We start from the raw sequence: 21,401 nt of genomic DNA, 5'->3' as shown, positions 1-21,401 counted from the left end.
AACTAATGACAAATACATTTAACAAGGTGAGTGAGTCAATAAGAAACGCATCTGTATGGCAGCAAAAGTACCGTGAAATCATGCTACTTGGCAAAACATTACCTAGCTTACTTACAGCGCTTAAGATTGATGATGCTTTAGTACCGGGTTGTGAAAGTAAAGTATGGATGTATGTAGAATTTGACCTCACAGAAAACGTTCTAGTTGTTGCAGGTGATTCTGACACACGAATAGTTAAAGGGTTACTTGCACTTATTTTAGCGCTTTATAACGGACTAACGCCAGAACAAGTTTTACAAGTTAATGCTTACAATGAATTCGAAAAGCTTGGATTAATAAGCCACTTAAGTCCTTCTCGTGGCAACGGTATTAAAGCCATGGTTGAAAAAATTCAAACCATGGCAAAGCAAAAATTAATCTAAGATTGTTTTTATCTCTCTGCTACGTTTATCTAAGAATTTACGAACAGCTTTGGCCGCTACAAAAAAACCAAAACTGCCTGTAATCATAGTTACAGAGCCGAATCCATTATTGCAATCCATATTCATCGAGCCATCAGCCCCCTGTTTAGCACTACATACTGTGCCATCTACAGCAGGATAAACTAATTGCTCTGTTGAATACACACAATCTATATTAAACTTTCGTTTGGGATTATTACTAAAGTTATACTGCTTACGTAGTATGTAGCGTACCTTTGCAAGTAAAGGGTCTTGCGTTGTTTTAGCTACATCACCAAATGTAATTTGGCCAGGGTCTGTTTGCCCACCTGCTCCACCCGTTGTGATGATTGGTAACTTATTTCGTTTACAATGTACAATTAACGCTGCTTTTTCTTTTACGGCATCGATACAATCAATAATATAATCAAAACCTTTAATATGTTCTTTAATATTATCGATTGTAATAAAGTCATCTATTACATTAACGTCGCACTCAGGATTAATTAATTCGCAACGAGCTTTCATCGCATCTACTTTAGCTTGGCCAATTGTACCTGATAAAGCATGAATTTGACGGTTTACGTTTGTTGCACATATGTCATCAAGATCTATAAGTGTTATTTTTCCAATGCCTGTACGGGCTAGTGCTTCAGCAGCCCAACTGCCAACACCACCAATGCCAACAATACAAAAATGTGCTTCTTGCAACCAATTAAATTGCTGATGGCCATATAAACGTTTAATACCGCCAAAGCGGATGTCAGTTATTTTTTCACTCATTTACCAATCCAGTTCCCATGGCGAGCGCCATGCTTGAAAATTTTCATGTTGTACTAAAGCCATAAACTCATCATCGTTGCTTGGTAATTGCATATAATGTAAATGTTCACCCTTCCAAGTAAAGCTTAATGCATAAGCATGCAAATATGTTCTGTTGGACTGCGTCCCAGTATAAGCAATATCACCCAATATTGGTGCCCCAATACTTTTTAAAGCGACCCTTAATTGGTGCGTTTTACCCGAAAAAGGCTTTAAAATAAACGCCCTAACACCTGGTTTAAAACTAATAGAATAAAAACGAGTAATTGCAGGATTTAATTTTGATACCAAAAGTTTATAAGTGCCACGACGAGATTTTGCCATGTCTCCTTTAACCCACCCTTGCTTTTTTTTAGGTTTTGAATCTGTGATAGCAAGATAAAATTTATCGATAGCATGCTGTGTAAAAAGCACTGTAAAATCTGCAGCAGCGTCTTTATTTCTAGCTAAAATAATTAGACCCGACGTTACTTTATCTAATCTATGAACTGCGTAAAGTTTCTCGTTAACCTGCCGCTCTGCTAAAACAACAAACCCAGGCCCATCTTCTGAATGAAAGCTAAGTTCTGCAGGTTTTTCTATAATATAGAAATCAGCATGTTTACATACCACGTTTAATATTAAGCTCATTCAAAGGTCACGCGTTTTTGCTTTGTAAAAAGGCAATTACTTTAGCTAAATCTTCAGCGGTATCAACGCCTGCGTGTGGGGCTGTTTTAGCTTGCTCTATTTTAATAGTATAACCATGGTACAAAACACGCAGCTGTTCTAATGACTCTAATAACTCCAAAGGTGAAACACTAAGAGCAATATATTGATTAATAAAACCCGCTCTGTATGCGTAAATGCCAACGTGGCGCTGAAATGAGGAAAGTTCTAATTCAGTTTTTTCGTCTAGCATAGCATTTCGATCAAACGGAATACTGGCACGCGAAAAATACAACGCGTTTTTGTTTATATCACTTACAACTTTGACAGCATTAGGATTAAATACTTCGTCTTTATCCTCAATAGCGACACTTAACGTTGCCATAGGTGCTGATGATTCATCAAGTAACTTAGCTACTTGTAAAACGTTATCTGGTGCTAAAAGTGGCTCATCACCTTGAACATTCACAACTATGGTGTTGCTATCTAAATTTAATAAAGCAACCACTTCAGCTAAGCGTTCAGTGCCGGATTGATGATCTTCACGTGTCATTACTACGTCGTTAGTGAACGTACTTACTGCATCAAACACTTTTTGATGATCGGTTGCTATTATTACTTGGCTTGCACCTGATAAACATGCTTTATCATAAACGTGCTGAATCATTGGCTTGCCACAAATATCCGCCAATGGTTTACCTGGTAACCTAGTTGAAGCATAACGCGCAGGTATAACAACTACGAATTCCACTTTTCAACCTCATCTAAAGATAACTCTCTTGCTTCATTTTCTAGTAATACCGGAATATCATCTTTAACAGGGTATGCTAATTTTGCAGCGGTACTAATTAGTTCACTTTTATCTTTGTCAAAGCGTAATTTTCCCTTACATACTGGGCAAGCAATTATTTCGAGTAATTTAGTATCAAAGGCCATTTAGGATCCCTTTTTCTTTTAATATTAAAGTTAATTTATTTATTACAGCCTGTGTTGGCTCTGCATCTACTGGTAAATAATACCAGTTATCTTTGGCGAACTCGCCGCATTTAACTGCGTCTTTTTCGGTCATTAGAACATTGTCATTGCCAAACTGTTTAAAGTCGTCAGCTGTATACGCATAATGATCTCTAAAATGATTTGAAGACAATAGTGTTATGCCCTGTTTTATTAGGGTATTTTCGAAACGTTTAGGGTTTCCTATAGCACTAACTGCATGGCCTTTTGTAATCGATTCACCAACAGGGGTGGAGTTTTTAACTAATTTGAGCGCTGCGGGTTGTAATGTATAGTTGTTATTACTTTGTCCACCATTTTCAACAACCAAATCGACCGATTTTAAACGTTGTGGGGTTTCTCGTAATGGTCCAGCAGGCATTAATAACCCATTTCCAAATTGCCGTTCACTATCTACAATACAGCATTCAATAGTCCGTGCCATTTTATAATGCTGCATGCCATCATCTGAAATAATGATATCTAAATTATATTCACGTACTAGTAACTCAATATTGTGTTGCCGATTTGGGCCTATCGCAATTGGGCATTTAAGACGATGAAACAAAAGTTTAGGCTCATCACCCGCCTCAGATGCTGACGTGTTATTAGTAACAATTAAAGGGTAACTACTTGCTTTTCCAGCATAACCTCGGCTGATTACTCCAACTGATAACCCTTGCTTTGTTAAAAAGTCATAAAGCCATAACACAAACGGTGTTTTACCATTTCCACCTACACTTATATTACCGACTACAATTATGGGTACTTTGCTTTTAAATTGCCTAAGTATTCCCACACTGTACAACCACTTTCTTGTAATCGAAATTAGCCAAAATAAAGCTGACAATGGCATCAATAGTAATGTTATTAGCCCAACCGGTTTATACCAGCTTTTTTCAATGGTATTCACGAGTGATCGCCAAACTGCATTTTACATAGTGCTGAATAGGTTCCATTGTTTGAGAGTAGGCTCGTGTGGTCACCACTTTCAATAACGCGGCCATTATCAATAACGTAAATTTTATCGCTGTTTTCAATTGTAGATAACCGATGTGCAATTACGATGGATGTTTTATCCTTCATTAAGTCATCAAGCGCATGTTGAATCAGTTTTTCTGATTCTGTATCCAATGCTGATGTTGCCTCATCTAATATTAAAATAGGGGCATCTTTTAAAATAGCTCTGGCTATAGCAATACGCTGACGTTGACCACCAGAAAGCATCACCCCATTTTCTCCTACTATTGTATTTAGCTTTTCAGGTAAATCTTTTACAAACTCCCACACGTGAGCTTGCTTAGCCACTTTTTGTAACTCAGTCTCTGAAATATCTCGCTGTATTCCGTAACATATATTGTTAGCAATAGTATCGTTAAACAACACAACCTGTTGCGATACTAGAGCAAATTGGCGGCGCAAATCCGTAAGTTTATAATCACTAAGAGGAACTCCATCTAAGAGAATTTCACTAGGTAGATCTAAATCATAGTAACGAGGCAATAAATTTGAAATTGTTGATTTACCAGAGCCCGACCGCCCAACTAACGCAATGCTCTGGCCAGCCTCAATTGTAAGTGTTAAGTCATTTAACACAGGCTCGTCTTTGGTTGGATATTTAAAGGTCACATTTTTAACCTCAATTAAACCTTTAGCCTTCTTAACTAATACTGTGCCTGTGTCTTTTTCTATGTTTTCGTCAAGAATTAAAAATATGCTCTGTGCCGCAGAAATACCACGCTGCATATCACTATTAACATTAGCTAATTGTTTTAGCGGGCGAAGTAACATCATCATAGATGAAATAAGCACAACAAAGTCGCCTGAGCTGATTGTATCTATCATTGAAGGCATTGATACCACCCACAAAATAACTGCCATAGCGCTCGCTGCAAGTATTTGAATAATTGAAACGCTCAGCGCTTTAGTAGCATCCATTTTTATACGTTGCTGGCGGTTATGATTATTAATTTTAGAAAACTTACTCACTTCTTGTTCTTGCCCACCAAAACCATGGATCACTTTGTGGCCGCTTAACATTTGCTCTGAGCTTCTTGTAACTTGACCCATAGCAGATTGAATGTTTTTAGAAATATGACGAAATCGCTTAGATACAATGGCAACAATTAAGGCAACTAAAGGAATAATAACTAAAAATATAAGTGATAGCTGCCAACTGGTATAAAACATCAGTGCAAGTAAAAATATAACAAACGCCCCCTCACGCACTACTATTAATAACGCTTTAGTAATCGCTTGTTGGACTTGCTCTGTATCAAACGTGATTTTAGAGATTAAATCACCCGTTGAGTTCTTATCATGAAAAGATACGGGGAGGTGTAAAATATGGTCGAATAATTCCTGGCGTAAAGAACGAACAACTTGCGAGCCAACGTAACTGAGGCAATAAGACGACATAAAATTGAAAATACCACGACCAATAACCAAAGCAATAACCACAAAAGGGGCATACTTTAATACTTCGGTATTACGTTGATTTAAACCTTCATCGATAAATGGTTTCATTAATTGAATAAATAGTGCATCCATACCTGAATATCCAATCATGCCGACAACAGCAACAACGGCTACACTTTTAAAGGCTCCAACGTAGGAAATTAAACGCTTGTAAATTTGTGTAGTACTTTGATCCATAACACTCTCTTTTTACAATTACAGCCCCTATTGTATCCTTGCTTGAACTAAAACAAAACGTCAATCTTTTATAAACCAGTAGCTTTGCTGAGTTCTTGCTGAAATAACAGACGTATCACCTTTATAGAACTCTATCGTGATTTGCCCTTGAACACCGGTGCTATATTGCAAGGCATCAATTTTATTATAACGTTCAACAACTTCAGCTTTGGGAAATTGCCACTGTCCTTTATAAGCACTAGAGTGAATAACGACCTGTGGCATAACTGCAATAATAAATTCATTACTTGATGACGTATTACTTCCATGATGTGGACTCAGTAAAACGGTGCTCTTTAAAGCATCACTGAGGTTTACAAGCTGAGACTCTCTATTTTTTGAAATATCGCCCGTTAGTAGAACGCTATGCTCCTCATCTGAAACTTTAATCACGCAAGATTCATCATTTTCATTACCAAACAGCTCTGTTGGAAAGCTTTTAATTTTAAGCCCCACCATATTTACCTCATTTAGTATGCAGCTCTTTTTAGGTCCATCAGGGTGAAATTCACTAAATGAAAATTTTAACCCAGCATCGATAAAATGCACTATACCGCCTGAATGGTCGTTATCAAGATGACTAACGACCGAATGAATAATTGTTATGTTGTTTGCTTCAATAAAAGGCAACAAAATACTCTTAGCCCGACTAAAACGATTAAAGTAACTTGGCCCAAAATCATAAATAAACCCCTTTTTATCTTTTTCAATAAGCACCATAAGACCATGACCTACATCAAACACATGTAATTTCCATTTAGGCTTATCAGTCAGTAAAGAGTCGATATAAAGTATAGTTAAGGGTAAAAAAATGAGCCGCTTGTATGGTGCAAAATAAAATAGTGCAAGAGTAAGATAAACATAAATAATGACACCTCCCCTCATAAAACCATGGTTTAGCCAACCAAAACCTGGCGGTAGGTTATTTAAAAAGTCGAAAATAAACGCTAAACCACTATCGATAAAAATAATAGCGATACTAATATCAAACACAGCACTGATAGCCGTTAATAAGATTAAACAGGGCATTAAAATAAATGAAAGAAATGGAATAGCGACTAAATTGATGACTAAACCAGCAATGCTAACCCCATTAAAGAAATATAAAGACAAAGGCAGTAAACTAATGAATAGTGTGGCCTGAATAGCAATTAGAGCAAAAACCATTTTTAAAAATACATTGTTAAAGGTAGGTGTTTTTTTTATAACTAAAAATATAACCGCGACTGCAAAAAATGAAAAATATAATCCAGGATTCAACATATTAAACGGATTAACTACAAGTACAATAACAAGCGCGAATAAAATACTGCGCCATCTCATCGGCTGTCTTTGCAAATTGTACAATAGCAAATAACAGCCAAGCATAATTAGGGCTCTTGTTGCAGAAACCAAAAAATTGCTTAAATATACATAAACAAACGCTAGTACAAAACCTACCACGCTATATACAATTGAGAAATTAAGCGTTTGATTGTTTACAAATTTAACTTGTAGGAATACAAACTTTGTAATAAAAAAACCAAAACCAAATATCAACCCAATATGTAAACCGGAAATGGCAAGTAAATGGCTTAAACCAAGTGATTGCATAAGCTGCTTATCACTCGACGTCATCAACGACTTATCTCCTGTTAATAACGCATAATAAAGCCATTTTAGTGTTGTATTTTCATATGTGACTTTAATAAAGCTTCTGTAGTTTTCAACGGTGCTTTGCACTAAAGTGCTTTTAATTTTTAACTCTTTATTAAGGACTTTACCTTTAAAAAATACTCGCTGCTTGAATGCATACAATTCATTATCAAATACATTAAAGTTTTTCGTACTTCTAAATTTTTTTAGATTAACACTCGCTTCAAACTTATCATTGGTACGCAGTGGTTGTTCTACATTAACACTTAGCATCGCGCTTGGTGCGGTGAAATCAGAGTAGTATTGGCCATTAATTTTAACTAATTTCGCTTTGATGTATTGTGGAGCCTTGCTTGAAACTACTTCTTGAATGACAACTTCGACTGGATACGCGTATTTATCATGTTTTATTATGTGGTTAAAGTCATAAAACATAAAATAATGAACCACAACTAGGCAAATACCTAAAATAAAGCCTAACAATACGGACAAAAACGGCTTAAAATAAGCACCTATTATTACAATAGAAATTGTAATAATAGAAAACTCGAGCGTTTCGTAATAAAACACGGTTGAAATACAGCCAATTACCAAACCAAGACTGATCCACACTGATGTAAATGGTTGCTTTAAATGGCTAAGAAAACTATCCAAAGATTTTTACCCGAATAAAATTAGACATCACAAATCGTTAAAAATTTTTGGTAAACTTTTGCAAGACGCAAACCTTTGGCACTTAAACCGGCGCTCTGCACGTGGGGCCTTTGCAGTTGGTTTATTTTTTGCGTTCATCCCTGTTCCTTTTCAAATGGTTTTAGCCGCAGCAACCGCTATTGTGTTTAGAGTCAACTTACCTATCTCAGCAACACTTGTTTGGCTCACTAATCCGCTGACTATGCCACCTATTTTTTATGGCTCTTATCTCGTAGGTACGCTTGTTTTAAATCAGCCAGAGCAACACTTTGCCTTTGAACTTAACTGGGCTTGGTTCGAGCAAAGTATCGAAACTATTGGCCCTGCATTCCTTGTAGGCTCGCTTGTATGCGCCTCCATAGCATCAATTATCGGTTATTTTGGAATTGATATTTTATGGCGTCGCTCTATTGTTAATGCAAGAGCAGCTCGTAATAAACATTAGTATTCACTTTATTATAGACGAAAAAAAACCCAGCTGACTAGCTGGGTTTTTTGTTAAAAAATTTACTTAAAAACGAAATATACGTCTAAAACCAACTAATGGTAATAACAAGAACGCTAACCAAGACATACTCGCTGAACTTCTTTCATAAACTTCAGCTTCTGGCGGTGCACAATTTTCAATTGAACCATTCTCAAGTGGTGTTAATTTAACTGCAACAGCTACACTTTCAAATTCTATATTGCCATTTACATCGGTAACTATTCCGCCGAGCGTATCACGCTTTTCTACGGTTTTGGTTGCAACACCAAACACTTCGTTATTCTCATTAATAACATTCGCTTCTACGACCGTATATGGATAATCAGTCTCACCGTCTGTTTCATAACAAGGTAAAAGATCATTTAAATTGGTTATTTTGTCTTCACCAATTTTATAAATAAATGCAGCTTTGTCGCGTGAACTGTCCGATCCACCTAACTCGCTCTCACCCACAATATAACCTTGATTATTTATATCGTTAGCAGTCGAGTTTGCAGCTAAAAAGAAGTTTGTAGGGTAAACCGTGTTGCCTGTGGCGATATCATGATAAAAGAATTTTCTTATCCGAGTGTTTTCAACTATTCGAGTTGCATAACCAGCAATGATATTATCATCATTTATTGCTGAAGAAATTCCAGTTTGACTAGAGTCATTTTCTTGTTCAATAAAGGTAACAACCTCTCCATCTTTGAAGTACACAGGCATTGTAACGAATATATTATCATTATTTTTATAACGTGTATGTGAAGAGCCTACTGCAGTACCATTCGCATTTACTGCAAAAGCCGTACTGGTAAATGTGTCCTCTTCTATTTCATCTTCATCAGGAGTTAAAGCTAAACCAAGTTCTTCTACAGAAGTAATATTAAGGGAGGCGTCCAACTGCCATTTCACTGCTCGCTTGTTAAAAATCCCACCAAGAAAATTACTATTTAATAGGTTAATACAAGAAGAAACAGGTTCATCTTCGCCATCGCAGTTCTCATCAATATCTTCTAATCTATCGAAATTAATATCCGTTGATATATTACCTACAACAATATACCCATTATTAGTTTTGACAATATCATTGGCTCGGCTTGTACCGCCGTATTCATTGAACTCAGGTACAAGAGGCACTTCTGTACCATTAGCACCTATTACGATGCCTCGTTCTATAAAATCATGGGTAAACCAAATTTCAGCATCGTCTTCACCATCGGGCGTAAAAGAGACTTTATCATAAGGCGCACTGCCCCATCCGACTGAAACACCGTCTTCACTCACTGCATTGTAAACATTAAAGGTAGAGCGTGTTAAACCATCATAGTCTACTGAGGCAATATCAAAAAGAGGCTGTTCAACTACTCCATATTCACTAAATCTAATACCGGTAAACGAATTTAGTTTTTGATATTCAAAATTAGTCGATAAACCAGACAAAAACCTAACCATAAAATTGTGTGCATCAGGATTAGTGGAAGCTGCATTATTATTTTCAATATCATCAAGTGTAAAAGTTATTACCTTATCACTCAGTTCAAAAATTGAAACTTCATTATCATATGCATTTTCTATAAGGTTATCAGTGAAATCTATATAGCTAATATCAATTGGTAAATTATATAATCCATTTGTTAAACCAATTATGTGTCCACTCTCACTTGCATCAGTAACATAAGAAAACTTCGCATTATCAGGAGTCCCTAATTCACTTAATTGGTATGTTGCACTAATAGCTGATGTACTCAATGTTGCTAAGATACTGGCAGCGAGTAATTTATATTTCATTTTAGTCCTTACTACTGATTCTGTAATTCTTCAAGTTCTTCCCATCGCTCAAAAGCGGCTTCAAGGTCAGACTCAAGTTGTGCTAAATGGTTCAATGCTTTGGTTGTTATGTCACTGTCTTGTTTAAAAAAGTCAGGATCGCCTACCACGTTTTGTTGAGCTTCTACGTCAGCTTCAAGTTGCTCCATTTTATTCGGCAACTGTTCTAATTCAAGTTTTAATTTGTAAGATAGCTTATTCGTTTTAGCGGCTGGCTTTGCAACTGGGGTCGGTTGCTTTTCTACTTTTTTTACACTTGGTTTAACCGTTTGTTTTTCTTGTTCTGCTAAATAACTTACATAGGCTTCATAGTCACTATAACCACCGACTATATCTGTTACTTTGCCGTTTCCTTCAAACGCCCACACACTAGAACACGTATTATCAATAAATTCACGGTCATGGCTTACAATAATTACGGTGCCTTGATATTGATTGATAATGTCTTCTAACAGCTCAAGTGTTTCAATGTCTAAATCATTTGTTGGCTCATCCAACACCAGAATATTCGATGGTTTTAAAAAAAGCTTAGCAAGTAATAATCGATTTTTCTCGCCGCCCGATAAAGCTTTAACTGGTGTTCTCGCTCGTGCAGGTGGAAACAAAAAGTCTTGTAAATAACCTAATACATGACGAGAGCGGCCGCCCATCATCACTTCTTGTTTTCCTTCGGCAACATTGTCTTGAACCGTTGCTTCTTCGTCTAATTTTTCACGGTATTGGTCAAAGTAAGCAAACTCTAAGTTAACACCCTGCTTAGTTTCCCCGCTGTCAGGTGCTAAATCACCAAACATAAGTTTTAATAGTGTCGTTTTACCTACACCATTAGGTCCAACTAATCCAATACGATCGCCACGCATTACTAAGGTAGAAAAATCGCTTACAATCGTTTTTTCTCTAAAAGCATGAGATAAATGTTTCGCTTCAAAAACTAACTTTCCTGAGCGGTCTGCAGTCTCAATATTAAAATCTGTTTTACCAACTTGATCAACCCGTTGCTTGCGCTCATTACGTAATTGTTTTAATTCACGTACACGACCTTCATTACGAGTTCTTCGGGCTTTTACGCCCTGACGGATCCACGCTTCTTCTTCAGCTAATCGTTTATCAAAGAGTGCATTTTGACTTTCTTCTACTTTTAAGTCATGCGCTTTTTGTTCTAGATAAGTGGCGTAGTCACCTGGGTATGAAATAAGTTTGCCTCGATCTAAATCTAAAATACGCGTAGCAATTGCACGAATAAACGCACGATCGTGAGATATAAATACAATCCCACCTTTAAAGTCTTTTAAAAACTGCTCTAACCACATCACACTTGTCATATCTAAGTGGTTTGTTGGTTCGTCTAATAGCAACAAGTCTGGCTCACTAACTAATGCACGTGCCAGTGCAACTTTACGTAACCACCCACCTGACAGCGATTCAAGTTTTGCATCGGGTGTGAGCTCAAGTTTTGTTAAAACGAGTTGAATGCGGCTATCAAAGCGCCAGCCATCCGCAGCTTCTAATTTATTCGATAAACGCTCAAGTTTATTTAATAATTGATCAGTACATTCAGTTTGAAGCTCATTACTAACATGATGATAATCAATAAGTAAATTAGCTATATCTGGCATACCTTGCGCAACGTAATCAAATACAGTACCGCTGGCCCCTTTTGGTGGGTCTTGTTCAAGACGAGATATTTTTAAACCACCTAACTGGTTTATTTCGCCATCATCTAAAATTACTTGGCCGTCTAACACTTTTAACAGTGTCGACTTACCTGCGCCGTTTCGGCCAACAATACATACTCGCTCGCCACTTTCAATAACAGCCTCTGCGTTATTGAGTAACGCATGAGTACCAAAGGCGAGCTGGGCTTTTGAAATTCTTATTAAATCCATAATTCTACTATGCTCTTAATCTGCCAGTGCTAAAAATATTTGCACTTGTTCTGCAGTAAAAGGCCAAAAAAGTTGTTGGCCATGTTCATTTTTTAAAACAGGAATACTTACCTGGTACTGCGCGATAAGTTGTTTGTCAGTCATTATGTCTGTTAAAAGTAAACTTTCTTCACTCGTTAATAACGGTGTTATTAACGAATGAGCTTGTTCACATAAATGACAACCTTCCGTATGGTACAACGTCCATTTAGCCATGGGTAATTAACCAGCTGTTATGAATTTTTTTATTACGCTTAAAGTCTGGTGACAGTGTTTTGTCAGAAATATTAACGGCTTTTAAACCCAAGCCAATCAAGCCAACTTCATCCATAACGAAACCGCGTTTATTGTTAGAAAAAATCAATGTGCCAGACGGGCTAAGAATTTTTTTAACCCAAGTGAGTAATTTGATGTGATCGCTTTGCACATCAAACGCATCTTTCATTCGCTTTGAGTTTGAGAATGTAGGCGGGTCAAGGAAGATTAAATCATATTGCGCAGTCGCATGTTCTAACCACTTAAGACAGTCTGCTTGTTCAAAACGGTAACGCGTATTGCTGATATTATTTAAATCAAAGTTATCTTGCCCCCATTTTAAATAGGTTTTGGATAAATCGACTGTGGTAATAGCCTTTGCACCACCAAGGGCTGCATGGACTGATGCACTACCCGTGTAGGCAAATAAATTTAAAAAACGTTTTTCTTTCGCATTTTCTTGGATGTAACGGCGCACTAAACGATGATCTAAAAACAACCCGGTATCTAAGTAGTCAAATAAATTAACTTTAAACTTTGCACCAAACTCTTCAACAACCATGGTTCTATTTTGCTTAGCCATAGGTGTGTACTGCTCTTCACCTTTTTGCTTTTTACGGACTTTTACAGCTATGTTTTCAGGTGCAATATTTAATTGTTGCGCTGTTAAGCTAATTACGTCTTGAAGGCGTTTATCGGATACTTTTTCATCTATTTCTTTCGGTGCAGCATACTCAAAAATTACAGCACTGTCGTTGTAAACGTCAACTGCTACATTATATTCCGGAATATCAGCATCATAAACACGATAAGCATCTACTTTATTTTGCTTTAACCAATTTTTGAGGCCTTGTTTATTTTTTTTCAGACGATTAGCAAATGACATTGAACCTTCATAATTAAGGGCTTTTTTATCATCCGTAGTCAAACTGACTTGCTTATCATCTAGTTGATATAAATTAAGCTCAACATCTAAAGGACCATTTTTAAATTTATAACGTTTTAATTTAACCAGCTTTAAAAGTTTAAATAAACTTTCATCCATGCCCAATAACGCCAGTTTCCAATGATTAAAATGCTTTTTAAAGCCAACACCTAAGTTGCGGTGTAAATTAACTAACTCAGCCATAGAGCCAATACGTTCGCCATAGGGTAAATTTGAAATAACTACACCAGGTAATTTAGCCACTGCGGTTAACTTTGTCGCATCGCTTTGTTTAAATTTAATTATGTCATCAAGCTCTACGCGTTTTGCGTTATCAATGGCTTTACCTAGTACCTGAGCATCGTAATCGTGGCCTATTAACCATAATTTTGGATCTGTAATATTTTCGAACAATTCTTCTTTTAACGCGTTGAATTTTGCCACTCTAAAACTAGGTAAACGCTCAAAAGCAAACCCTTCACGAAATAGCCCTGGCGCCTCATTACGCGCCATACCAGCAGCTTCTATTAAAATAGTACCCGCACCACAACATGGGTCAAACAAAGGTTGCTTTACATTATCAAGCCATCCACTGCGCTTAATAATTGCCGCCGCTAAATGTTCTTTTATTGGCGCTTTACCTTGTCCTTGACGATATCCACGTTCAGATAGTCTTGGCCCTGAGTAGTCAATATATAAAGAAACACCGTGACGATTTAAACGCGCAACAACACGAACATTTGCATCCTGTTTATCAACATTAGGACGCTGCTCGTACAAGTCATTAAAATAGTCAACAATTGCGTCTTTAATGACTAAACCTGAAAACTGTGTATTTTTTAATGAATCATTAGTACCGTTAAAATCTACAGCGAATGTTTGGGTTGGGCCAAACCATTCTTGCCAAGGTTGAAAACGAGCAAATTTATACAAGCTATCTTTGTCATCAACGCCTTCTTTTTCTTCGATAAGCATAAGCACACGAGTAGCAAAACGGCTTGATAAACAAACCTTTTGCGCCAGTAATGAGTCAGCCTCAAAACGAACAGAACCAACAGTTTGCTTAGACACAGCAGCGCCAAGTTCTGTTAACTCATCAACCAATAAATTTTCGATTCCGATAGAAGTAAGTGCGATAAATTGCAAAGTAGTAACCCTTAATAGCTAATTGCGCAGGATTATACCATAGGTTGAGGGACAAACACGCCATAACGCATGCTTAATAACGTAAATTTGATTAGGCGGTTTTAAATTTAAACTGCTGGGTTAAGATGGGATGAACGCGGTTGTTTAAAATTTTTATAACTTCAAACTGAGCAAGAGATAAATTTTCGTCTAGCTGAAAGTTCTCGCTTAAGTTTAAGCAAACTGACGCATCGCTGCAATGATCGACGATTAGAAAGTCCCCAGACTGCGCCTTAGAAACTAATTTAACGACAGCTTCAACACTGGGTTGAGTGCCTGTATATTCGTTAAAAAACCAGCTTTTAGCTAACACTGGTTTTAAATGAAATTTTACAGCGGTGGCATTGAGCGCTATCTGACAAACTTGCACACTAGACCAGATTTCAAACCCATCTAAGTAATTATAAACTTGTTCGTAAAAAGCGGCATCTTCTAAACTAAAATTTGGGTTTTTGATAACTAAATCTGTTAACTGCCTTATTTTGTAAGGTGTGCAAAGTTGCATTTCGTCGTTCAAATCAAGTAATAAACGATTTTTATTAGGACAAGCAATCCACTGCCATTGCTTTGACGCTTGTAACATATGCTCCTCCTTGTGGGCTTTATTAGAAATGTTATCAGTTCGAAGTATAACCGCTTTTGACCATTTTATATATAATTGCTTAGAACATTTATCTAACGATCAAAAGCTTAGATAACTGATCCTTATAAGCCATTAACGATCGATTTTACCAATTCAGGGCCTTTATAAATAAAACCGGTATAAACCTGAACTAAACTAGCGCCCGCGTTGAGTTTCTCTTTAGCTGATTTAGCATCGTCAATTCCCCCTACGCCAATGATAGGTAATTCGCCTTTTGTTAATCGCTTTAATTCACTCACTACTTCTGTAGAACGCATTCTTACAGGGTGTCCAGATAAACCACCGGCCTCGTCTGCATACTGTTGGCCAATAACATCACCCCGTTCCAGTGTTGTATTAGTTGCAATTACCCCGTCTATTTTATTATTTAGTAGTGATTCACTCACCTGCTCTATTTGAATAGGATCAAGATCTGGCGCAATTTTAACAAGCATTGGAACCTGCTTATTATGTTTTGAAATTAAATCTAGTTGCTCATTTTTCAGGCTTTGCAATAAATCATCCAGTGCTGCACCGTATTGTAAATCTCTTAGGCCCGGTGTATTTGGTGAAGAAATATTTACGGTAATATAAGAAGCATGCTCAAAAACTTTTCTCATACAGTGTATATAATCGTCTTTACCTTGCTCATTAGGCGTATCTTTATTTTTACCAATATTAATACCTAAAATACCGTTGTATTTTGCTGCTTTTACGTTAGCAACAAGGTTGTCAACGCCTTTATTATTAAAGCCCATACGATTAATAATAGCGTTTGATTCTGGTAATCGAAATATACGAGGCTTGTCATTACCTGCTTGCGGACGAGGTGTAACAGTGCCCACTTCAATAAAACCAAAACCCATTTGGCTAAATGCATCTATACAGTCTGCGTTTTTATCTAAACCTGCTGCTAATCCAACCGGATTCTTGAATTCAAGACCTAAAAAGTTAACCGGCTTGTCTGCTACAGATTGCGACCATGCAGCGCTCAATGGTGTGTTAGCGAAACGACTTAGGTTGTTAAGAGCAAATTCATGTGCCCACTCCGCATCACGGGTAAACATAAAACGGCGAGCTAAATCGTAAAACATGAATATATTCCTCTTTAAATAACAGACAAAAAAATACCTCAGACAAGGCTGAGGTATTATATAACATTTTTAATAATTAGCTTATTACTTAGTTAATAAATAATAAGTTAACTTACTGCTTTATTTGGCTGGTGTATCGCAATTGTGACTTAATAACATTAATTCACGCAATGCCACAGAAAACTTAGCAAAGTCATGACTTTGTGATGTTTTAAATTCAGCCAGCATTTGCTTCCAACGAGTAAGTAGTAACTCTTGCTTATCCATCCACTCATCAATTTGATAATCAACGTCTTTCTCATCTGCTTCAAAGCTGTTTAATACAACCTGTGCGAGTGTACGTTGTTGCCAATCGAGCTCTTCTCGATAAGATGAACGTGCCAACGCCTGCCAATGGTTAGCTACTGGTTGGTTGGTTATTTGATCTAAGAACCAATGTAAGCCCATTCTTGCACCAAGCTTGAAGTAAGTATTCGACACCATAGCAATGCCTCTACGTGAATTATTAGCAATTTCTGCTAAGTCCATCACCGAGAACAAGCTAGATAACGACACTATACGCTTAGCAATATCTACTGGTACGCCACTGTCAGTTAACTTAGCCGCAGCTTGATCTATACGAGCACTTTCCTTTTCAACAATGTATGTGGTCAAGTTATCACTCAAATCACTAAATGTTGGTGAGAAGTACTCAATCCCTTGCTCAATTGTTTGCGATTTATTGCGATGACGCAAGAACCAGCGTGTTGCTCTGCGAACAGTTCTACGGAGTTGGTAAAGCATTTCTGTTTGTACTGCCGCAGGTATTTTATTATCTAATGCGCTAATTGATGACCAGGTATCACGCATTTCAAAAATTTCACTGGCAATTGAGTAACACATTGCAATTTCTGCTTCGCTTGCACCTGTTTCTTCGTGCATACGAACCATAAAATTTAAGCCCATGTCATTAACAATATTATTAGCAAGCTTGGTTGCTATAATCTCTTTACGAAGTGGGTGATTGTTCATTGCATCATTAAATTTCTCACGTAATGGACGTGGGAATGATTTAACCAGTAACTGACGATAATATGGATTCTCAGTAATATCATCTGTAACAAGCGAATCTTTTAACACCATTTTAGCGTAAGAAACTAACACTGAAAGCTCAGGGCGCGTTAGGTCTTTACCTGATGCAGCTCGCTCTGCTAGTTCTTCATCGCTTGGAATAAACTCTATAGCACGGTCTAATTTGCCATCTTTCTCAAGGGCATGAATAAAGCGGATTTTCTCTTTAAGCGTCGATGTACCACGAGATTGAGTAATCGAAAGCGTGTGCGTTTGACGATAGCAGTCTTTTAATACCAATTCTGATACTTCATCAGTCATAGAGTATAAAAGCTCATCACGCTGCTTAAGTGTTAAATCACCTTCAGCAACTAAACCATTTAAAAGAATTTTAATATTTACTTCATTATCTGAACAAGCAACACCGCCAACGTTATCAATAAAGTCTGTATTAACGCGTCCACCTTGTTCAGCAAACTCTATGCGTCCAAGTTGCGTAGCACCTAAGTTACCACCCTCACCAAGGACTTTAGCACCCAGTTCTTTACCGTTTATACGCAGCGCGTCGTTAGCACGGTCGCCTACGTCAGCATCTGTCTCTTTTGTGTGCTTGATATATGTACCAATACCGCCATTCCAGAGTAAATCAAACTCCATCATTAATGATGCTTTCATTAACTCGTTAGGCGTCATGCTTGCTTTTTTAGTACCCAACATTTTTTTCATTTCTGGGCTAAGGGTAATCGATTTCGCTGCACGAGAGAAAATACCACCGCCAGCAGAAATAAGATCTTTATTGTAGTCTTCCCACGAAGAGCGAGGCATATTAAATAAGCGTTCACGCTCTACATACGACTTAGCGGCGTCTGGATTAGGATCAACAAATATATGCATATGGTTAAATGCAACTTGTAAGCGAATGTGCTTAGACAGCAACATACCATTACCAAATACATCTCCAGCCATATCGCCAATAGCAACCACTGTAAAATCAGTTGTTTGACAGTCAATGTCCATCTCACGGAAATGACGTTTAACAGACTCCCACGCACCTTTTGCTGTTATACCCATTTTTTTATGGTCGTAACCTACTGACCCACCTGATGCAAAGGCATCACCAAGCCAAAAGTTGTATTCATTCGCAATACCGTTAGCAATGTCAGAAAACGTTGCCGTTCCTTTATCGGCTGCAACTACCAAGTAAGCATCATCTTCATCATGACGAACAACGTCGGTTGCAGGGACTACTTCACCACGAGCAATATTATCAGTGATGTCTAATAAACCTCTGATAAAGATTTTATAACACTCTTGGCCTTCTTTAATGAAAGCCTCACGCTCTGATGGAAGCTGTTTACAAACAAATCCGCCTTTAGAGCCAACGGGTACAATTACGGTATTTTTAACTTGTTGTGCTTTAACTAAGCCTAATACTTCAGTTCGGAAGTCTTCACGACGATCTGACCAACGTAAGCCACCACGAGCAACCTTACCAAAGCGTAAGTGAACACCTTCAACACGAGGCGAATATACAAATATTTCAAAAGCAGGTAACGGTAACGGTACGTCAGGTATTAAACGTGGTTGAATTTTAAATGACACATAAGATTTAAATTGGTTTTGAGCGTCTTTTTGATAGTAATTAGTACGAAGCGTAGCCACAATCATATCAACGTACAAACGTATGATACGGTCATCATCAAGGTTAGCTACATTTTCCAGCTCAAGATAGATTTGCGCTATTAACTTGTCCAGCGTTTTAGCACTTGCAGGGTTTTTAACAGAAAATCGTTTCGCAAATAAGTTAACAATTTGCGACGCAATATGAGGGTAGTTTGCAAACGTACTTTCAATATATGTTTGAGAGAAAGTTACACCAATTTGGCGCATATATTTAGCGTAAGCACGCAATATAGATGCTTCACGACCCGTTAAACCGCCCATTAGTACTAAACGGTTAAAACCATCATTTTCTAAACGGTTATTCCATACATTAGTTAAAGCAGCGCGAAAACGTGCAGACACCTTATCAAAATCATCCATTCCTTTGCTATCAATCAGCATAGAGAAATCCATGATCCAATTAATTCGGCCATCACTTGTTTTAACTGAATACGGTGTTTCACCAATAACGCGTAAACCAAAGTTTTCTAACATTGGCATTACATCTGACAAATGAATTGGCTCGTCTTTATGGAATAAGCTCAAGCGCACAATATTGGTATTCGCCTCTTCTTGAGGGCGATAAAAAAGCATCTCAAGTTTATTTTCTTCACTCAATAGCTCTAGCTTTTCAATATCGACTACTGCCGCACTCGGTAACACTTCATCTTTGTAAGAACGCGCAAATGCACTACAGTATTTGCGATTTAAGTCATTACCACGCGCTTCGCCTGCAGACTCTAAAAGCGCTGATTGTAGTTTGTCTTCCCAAGTACGGGCTGCTTCGATTAAATTGTTTTCGATGTCTTTCACGTTATATTCGATATTGTTGTCGGTCACACGAACAGTGTAATGAGTACGTGCTAGTGTTGACTCAGAGAAATAAGTTGTAAATTCGACTTTTTCGTCGGAATTAAATGCATTGCCTAGTATATCTTGAGTTTCGCGGCGCAGAGCTGTGTTATATCGCTCACGCGGAACATAAACCATGCAAGAAAAGAATCGGCCATAGGCATCTTTACGCACAAATAAGCGACACATATCTCGCTCTTGTACTTGTAATACACCCGTTGCAACTTCAAGTAACTCATTCTCGCGTGCTTGAACTAATTCATCACGAGGGTACGTTTCGAGAATATTCAATACAGCTTTATAGGCATGCGTCCCTTTAGCAAAATCACACATATCCATTATGCGAGTAATTTTACTTTTTAAAACAGGGACGTCGGCTGCGCTATTATTATAAAAATTAGATGAAAACAGGCCTATAAAGCGATCTTCGCCAATCACATTTCCTTCATCATCAAAACGTTTAATTCCCACGTAATCAATGTAAGCTGGACGATGTACGCGAGACTGAGAATTTGTTTTAGTCAATATGAGTAGATTACTACTGCGGGCTTCTTGTCGTGCTACTTCTGGCAGCTCAGACAATAATCGAGTGTGCTCTTCTGTTGAATTTTTTAACAAGCCCAAACTTGTATCCATTTTACCTTTAAGCTGGTAGTCACCTTGTACTGGACTTAACTCGTACTGTCGGTAACCCATAAGGGTAAAATTGTCGCTAACTAGCCAATCTAAAAACTCAACAGTTTCTGCTACTTCGCTCTTGTTTTTACCGTGGCGGCGTTTTGGTAGTTCTTTACTAACCTCAATTAACTTTTTGCGAATCGGTTGCCAATCTTCTACAGCAACTGATACATCAACCAGTACAGACTCGAGTTCTTGTTTAAAAGACTCAATAGCAGATGAATCTGTTTGACGGTCAATTTCTATAAAAAAAACTGTTTTTGTTGATGTAGATTCTTGCTCTGCTTTTAAGTTAGATAAACCAGAAATCTTCGAGCTCTCGTCGCGTTGAATTTTAAGAGGGCTATGTAGTAGTAAGTGAGAGGCGATATTTTCGCGCGTCATGGCCATCCGAACAGAATCAACCAAAAACGGCATGTCTTTAGCAATAATTTCTACGATGGTATGTGATGACTGCCAGCCATCCTTTGCCACTTCTGGATTGAAAACGCGAATAACGGCGTCGTCGGTAGTGTTTTTTTCTAGCGAATTCCAAAGGCTGAGTGCAGCGCCGTATAAGTCACTGTCGTTTCGATTTGCCAAATCCTCTTTAGACATATTGCTGTACAAGGCTTTGGCGAATTTTTCAACGAGTAACACATTATCAGCGTGAACTTTTTTCTGGATAAGCTTACAGACATTATCTAGGATAACCGAGGCTTGGCCTTCATTTCGTGTCATTGTATGTTCCTTAATCTATTACTGCTCAAGAGCAGGAATTTGTACAGCCATTTATTAGTGTGGAGTCAGATAAATTCTAACCCTTTTACAGCTAATAAACAGCTTTTTCGATGAAAACATTTCAAGCTTTTCAGCTATTTGGTCATCTATTCACAAATTATAGATATAAATGGCCAATAGTGGCCATTTAGGAGCAATATTATTCACATTAT

The 21,401-nt window shown here is 37.6% G+C and carries 15 protein-coding genes and 1 pseudogene; 2 read left to right on the top strand and 14 right to left on the bottom strand.

The features are described 5' to 3' along the window. Positions 1-5: 5 nt before the first annotated feature. Positions 6-422 carry a SufE family protein gene (locus tag ATS71_RS15060; protein WP_058405562.1) on the top strand — a complete coding sequence of 139 codons (417 nt, stop codon included), beginning with the start codon at positions 6-8 and terminating at the stop codon, positions 420-422. On the opposite strand, the gene tcdA is transcribed toward ATS71_RS15060, so the two are convergent. From tcdA to ATS71_RS15025, 7 genes are read right to left on the bottom strand one after another with little or no spacing between them, the layout of a single operon-like run. Continuing rightward, positions 414-1,223 carry a tRNA cyclic N6-threonylcarbamoyladenosine(37) synthase TcdA gene (gene tcdA / locus ATS71_RS15055; RefSeq protein ID WP_058405561.1) on the bottom strand — a complete coding sequence of 270 codons (810 nt, stop codon included), beginning with the start codon at positions 1,221-1,223 and terminating at the stop codon, positions 414-416. The two genes, ATS71_RS15060 and tcdA, sit on opposite strands and share 9 nt — an antisense overlap. After that, positions 1,224-1,892: a TIGR01621 family pseudouridine synthase gene (locus ATS71_RS15050; protein WP_058405560.1), complete on the bottom strand. Its 669-nt coding sequence runs from the start codon at positions 1,890-1,892 to the stop codon at positions 1,224-1,226. It abuts the gene before it with no gap. Positions 1,893-1,899: 7 nt separating this feature from the next. Beyond that, the gene (gene kdsB, locus ATS71_RS15045; protein ID WP_058405559.1) at positions 1,900-2,661 is read right to left on the bottom strand and encodes a 3-deoxy-manno-octulosonate cytidylyltransferase; all 762 of its coding nucleotides are present in this window, start codon (positions 2,659-2,661) and stop codon (positions 1,900-1,902) included. Further along, a complete protein-coding gene (locus tag ATS71_RS15040; protein WP_058405558.1) occupies positions 2,649-2,846 on the bottom strand; it encodes a Trm112 family protein in 198 nt (65 codons plus the stop codon). Before ATS71_RS15040 ends, kdsB begins: the two co-directional genes overlap by 13 nt. Then, on the bottom strand, positions 2,836-3,816 hold the full coding sequence (gene lpxK, locus ATS71_RS15035) for a tetraacyldisaccharide 4'-kinase (protein WP_058405557.1): 981 nt from the start codon (positions 3,814-3,816) through the stop codon (positions 2,836-2,838). The genes ATS71_RS15040 and lpxK overlap by 11 nt, the downstream gene beginning before the upstream one ends. Continuing rightward, positions 3,813-5,558, bottom strand: a complete 1,746-nt coding sequence (msbA, locus tag ATS71_RS15030; protein ID WP_058405556.1) for a lipid A export permease/ATP-binding protein MsbA — start codon at positions 5,556-5,558, stop codon at positions 3,813-3,815. The genes lpxK and msbA overlap by 4 nt, the downstream gene beginning before the upstream one ends. A gap of 60 nt (positions 5,559-5,618) precedes the next feature. Then, positions 5,619-7,886, bottom strand: a complete 2,268-nt coding sequence (locus tag ATS71_RS15025) for a DNA internalization-related competence protein ComEC/Rec2 (protein ID WP_058405555.1) — start codon at positions 7,884-7,886, stop codon at positions 5,619-5,621. Here ATS71_RS15025 and ATS71_RS15020 point away from each other — a divergent pair. Then, positions 7,866-8,370 (top strand): annotated as a pseudogene (locus ATS71_RS15020) (DUF2062 domain-containing protein). The gene ATS71_RS15025 and the pseudogene ATS71_RS15020 overlap by 21 nt on opposite strands. Positions 8,371-8,436: 66 nt before the next feature. On the opposite strand, the gene ATS71_RS15015 reads toward ATS71_RS15020, so the two are convergent. From ATS71_RS15015 to ATS71_RS14985, 7 genes are all read right to left on the bottom strand, one after another. After that, the gene (locus ATS71_RS15015; protein ID WP_058405554.1) at positions 8,437-10,182 is read right to left on the bottom strand and encodes a DUF3466 family protein; all 1,746 of its coding nucleotides are present in this window, start codon (positions 10,180-10,182) and stop codon (positions 8,437-8,439) included. An 11-nt stretch (positions 10,183-10,193) separates the two neighbouring features. Next, positions 10,194-12,107, bottom strand: coding sequence for an ATP-binding cassette ATPase Uup (gene uup, locus ATS71_RS15010; RefSeq protein WP_058405553.1), 1,914 nt, complete (start codon positions 12,105-12,107; stop codon positions 10,194-10,196). A gap of 15 nt (positions 12,108-12,122) precedes the next feature. Continuing rightward, positions 12,123-12,362, bottom strand: a complete 240-nt coding sequence (locus ATS71_RS15005; RefSeq protein WP_058405552.1) for a glutaredoxin family protein — start codon at positions 12,360-12,362, stop codon at positions 12,123-12,125. Beyond that, positions 12,355-14,472, bottom strand: a complete 2,118-nt coding sequence (gene rlmKL, locus ATS71_RS15000) for a bifunctional 23S rRNA (guanine(2069)-N(7))-methyltransferase RlmK/23S rRNA (guanine(2445)-N(2))-methyltransferase RlmL (RefSeq protein ID WP_058405551.1) — start codon at positions 14,470-14,472, stop codon at positions 12,355-12,357. Before rlmKL ends, ATS71_RS15005 begins: the two co-directional genes overlap by 8 nt. Before the next feature lie 91 nt (positions 14,473-14,563). Beyond that, the gene (locus ATS71_RS14995) at positions 14,564-15,094 is read right to left on the bottom strand and encodes a cell division protein ZapC (RefSeq protein ID WP_058405550.1); all 531 of its coding nucleotides are present in this window, start codon (positions 15,092-15,094) and stop codon (positions 14,564-14,566) included. Between the two features lie 122 nt (positions 15,095-15,216). Next, positions 15,217-16,227 (bottom strand): quinone-dependent dihydroorotate dehydrogenase, encoded by a 1,011-nt coding sequence (gene pyrD / locus ATS71_RS14990; RefSeq protein WP_058405549.1) that lies wholly within the window; start codon positions 16,225-16,227, stop codon positions 15,217-15,219. 120 nt (positions 16,228-16,347) lie between these two features. Continuing rightward, complete coding sequence (locus ATS71_RS14985; RefSeq protein WP_058405548.1) at positions 16,348-21,189, bottom strand: NAD-glutamate dehydrogenase; 4,842 nt, start codon at positions 21,187-21,189, stop codon at positions 16,348-16,350. Between the last annotated feature and the right edge of the window lie 212 nt (positions 21,190-21,401).

This window comes from Pseudoalteromonas sp. H71 (genome assembly GCF_001468485.1).
Lineage (GTDB): Bacteria > Pseudomonadota > Gammaproteobacteria > Enterobacterales > Alteromonadaceae > Pseudoalteromonas.
Note: the sequence above shows the minus strand (reverse complement) of the source record. Positions and strands in the feature narration are given on the sequence as shown.

Bases quoted from the DNA above. Each gene is read 5' to 3' on its own strand.
- ATS71_RS15015 (WP_058405554.1), bottom strand. From the start codon at position 10,182: ATGAAATATAAATTACTCGCTGCCAGTATCTTAGCAACATTGAGTACA.
- pyrD (WP_058405549.1), bottom strand. From the start codon at position 16,227: ATGTTTTACGATTTAGCTCGCCGTTTTATGTTTACCCGTGATGCGGAG.
- ATS71_RS15050 (WP_058405560.1), bottom strand. From the start codon at position 1,892: ATGAGCTTAATATTAAACGTGGTATGTAAACATGCTGATTTCTATATT.
- ATS71_RS14985 (WP_058405548.1), bottom strand. From the start codon at position 21,189: ATGACACGAAATGAAGGCCAAGCCTCGGTTATCCTAGATAATGTCTGT.
- tcdA (WP_058405561.1), bottom strand. From the start codon at position 1,223: ATGAGTGAAAAAATAACTGACATCCGCTTTGGCGGTATTAAACGTTTA.
- msbA (WP_058405556.1), bottom strand. From the start codon at position 5,558: ATGGATCAAAGTACTACACAAATTTACAAGCGTTTAATTTCCTACGTT.
- ATS71_RS15005 (WP_058405552.1), bottom strand. From the start codon at position 12,362: ATGGCTAAATGGACGTTGTACCATACGGAAGGTTGTCATTTATGTGAA.
- ATS71_RS15040 (WP_058405558.1), bottom strand. From the start codon at position 2,846: ATGGCCTTTGATACTAAATTACTCGAAATAATTGCTTGCCCAGTATGT.
- uup (WP_058405553.1), bottom strand. From the start codon at position 12,107: ATGGATTTAATAAGAATTTCAAAAGCCCAGCTCGCCTTTGGTACTCAT.
- ATS71_RS14995 (WP_058405550.1), bottom strand. From the start codon at position 15,094: ATGTTACAAGCGTCAAAGCAATGGCAGTGGATTGCTTGTCCTAATAAA.
- ATS71_RS15060 (WP_058405562.1), top strand. From the start codon at position 6: ATGACAAATACATTTAACAAGGTGAGTGAGTCAATAAGAAACGCATCT.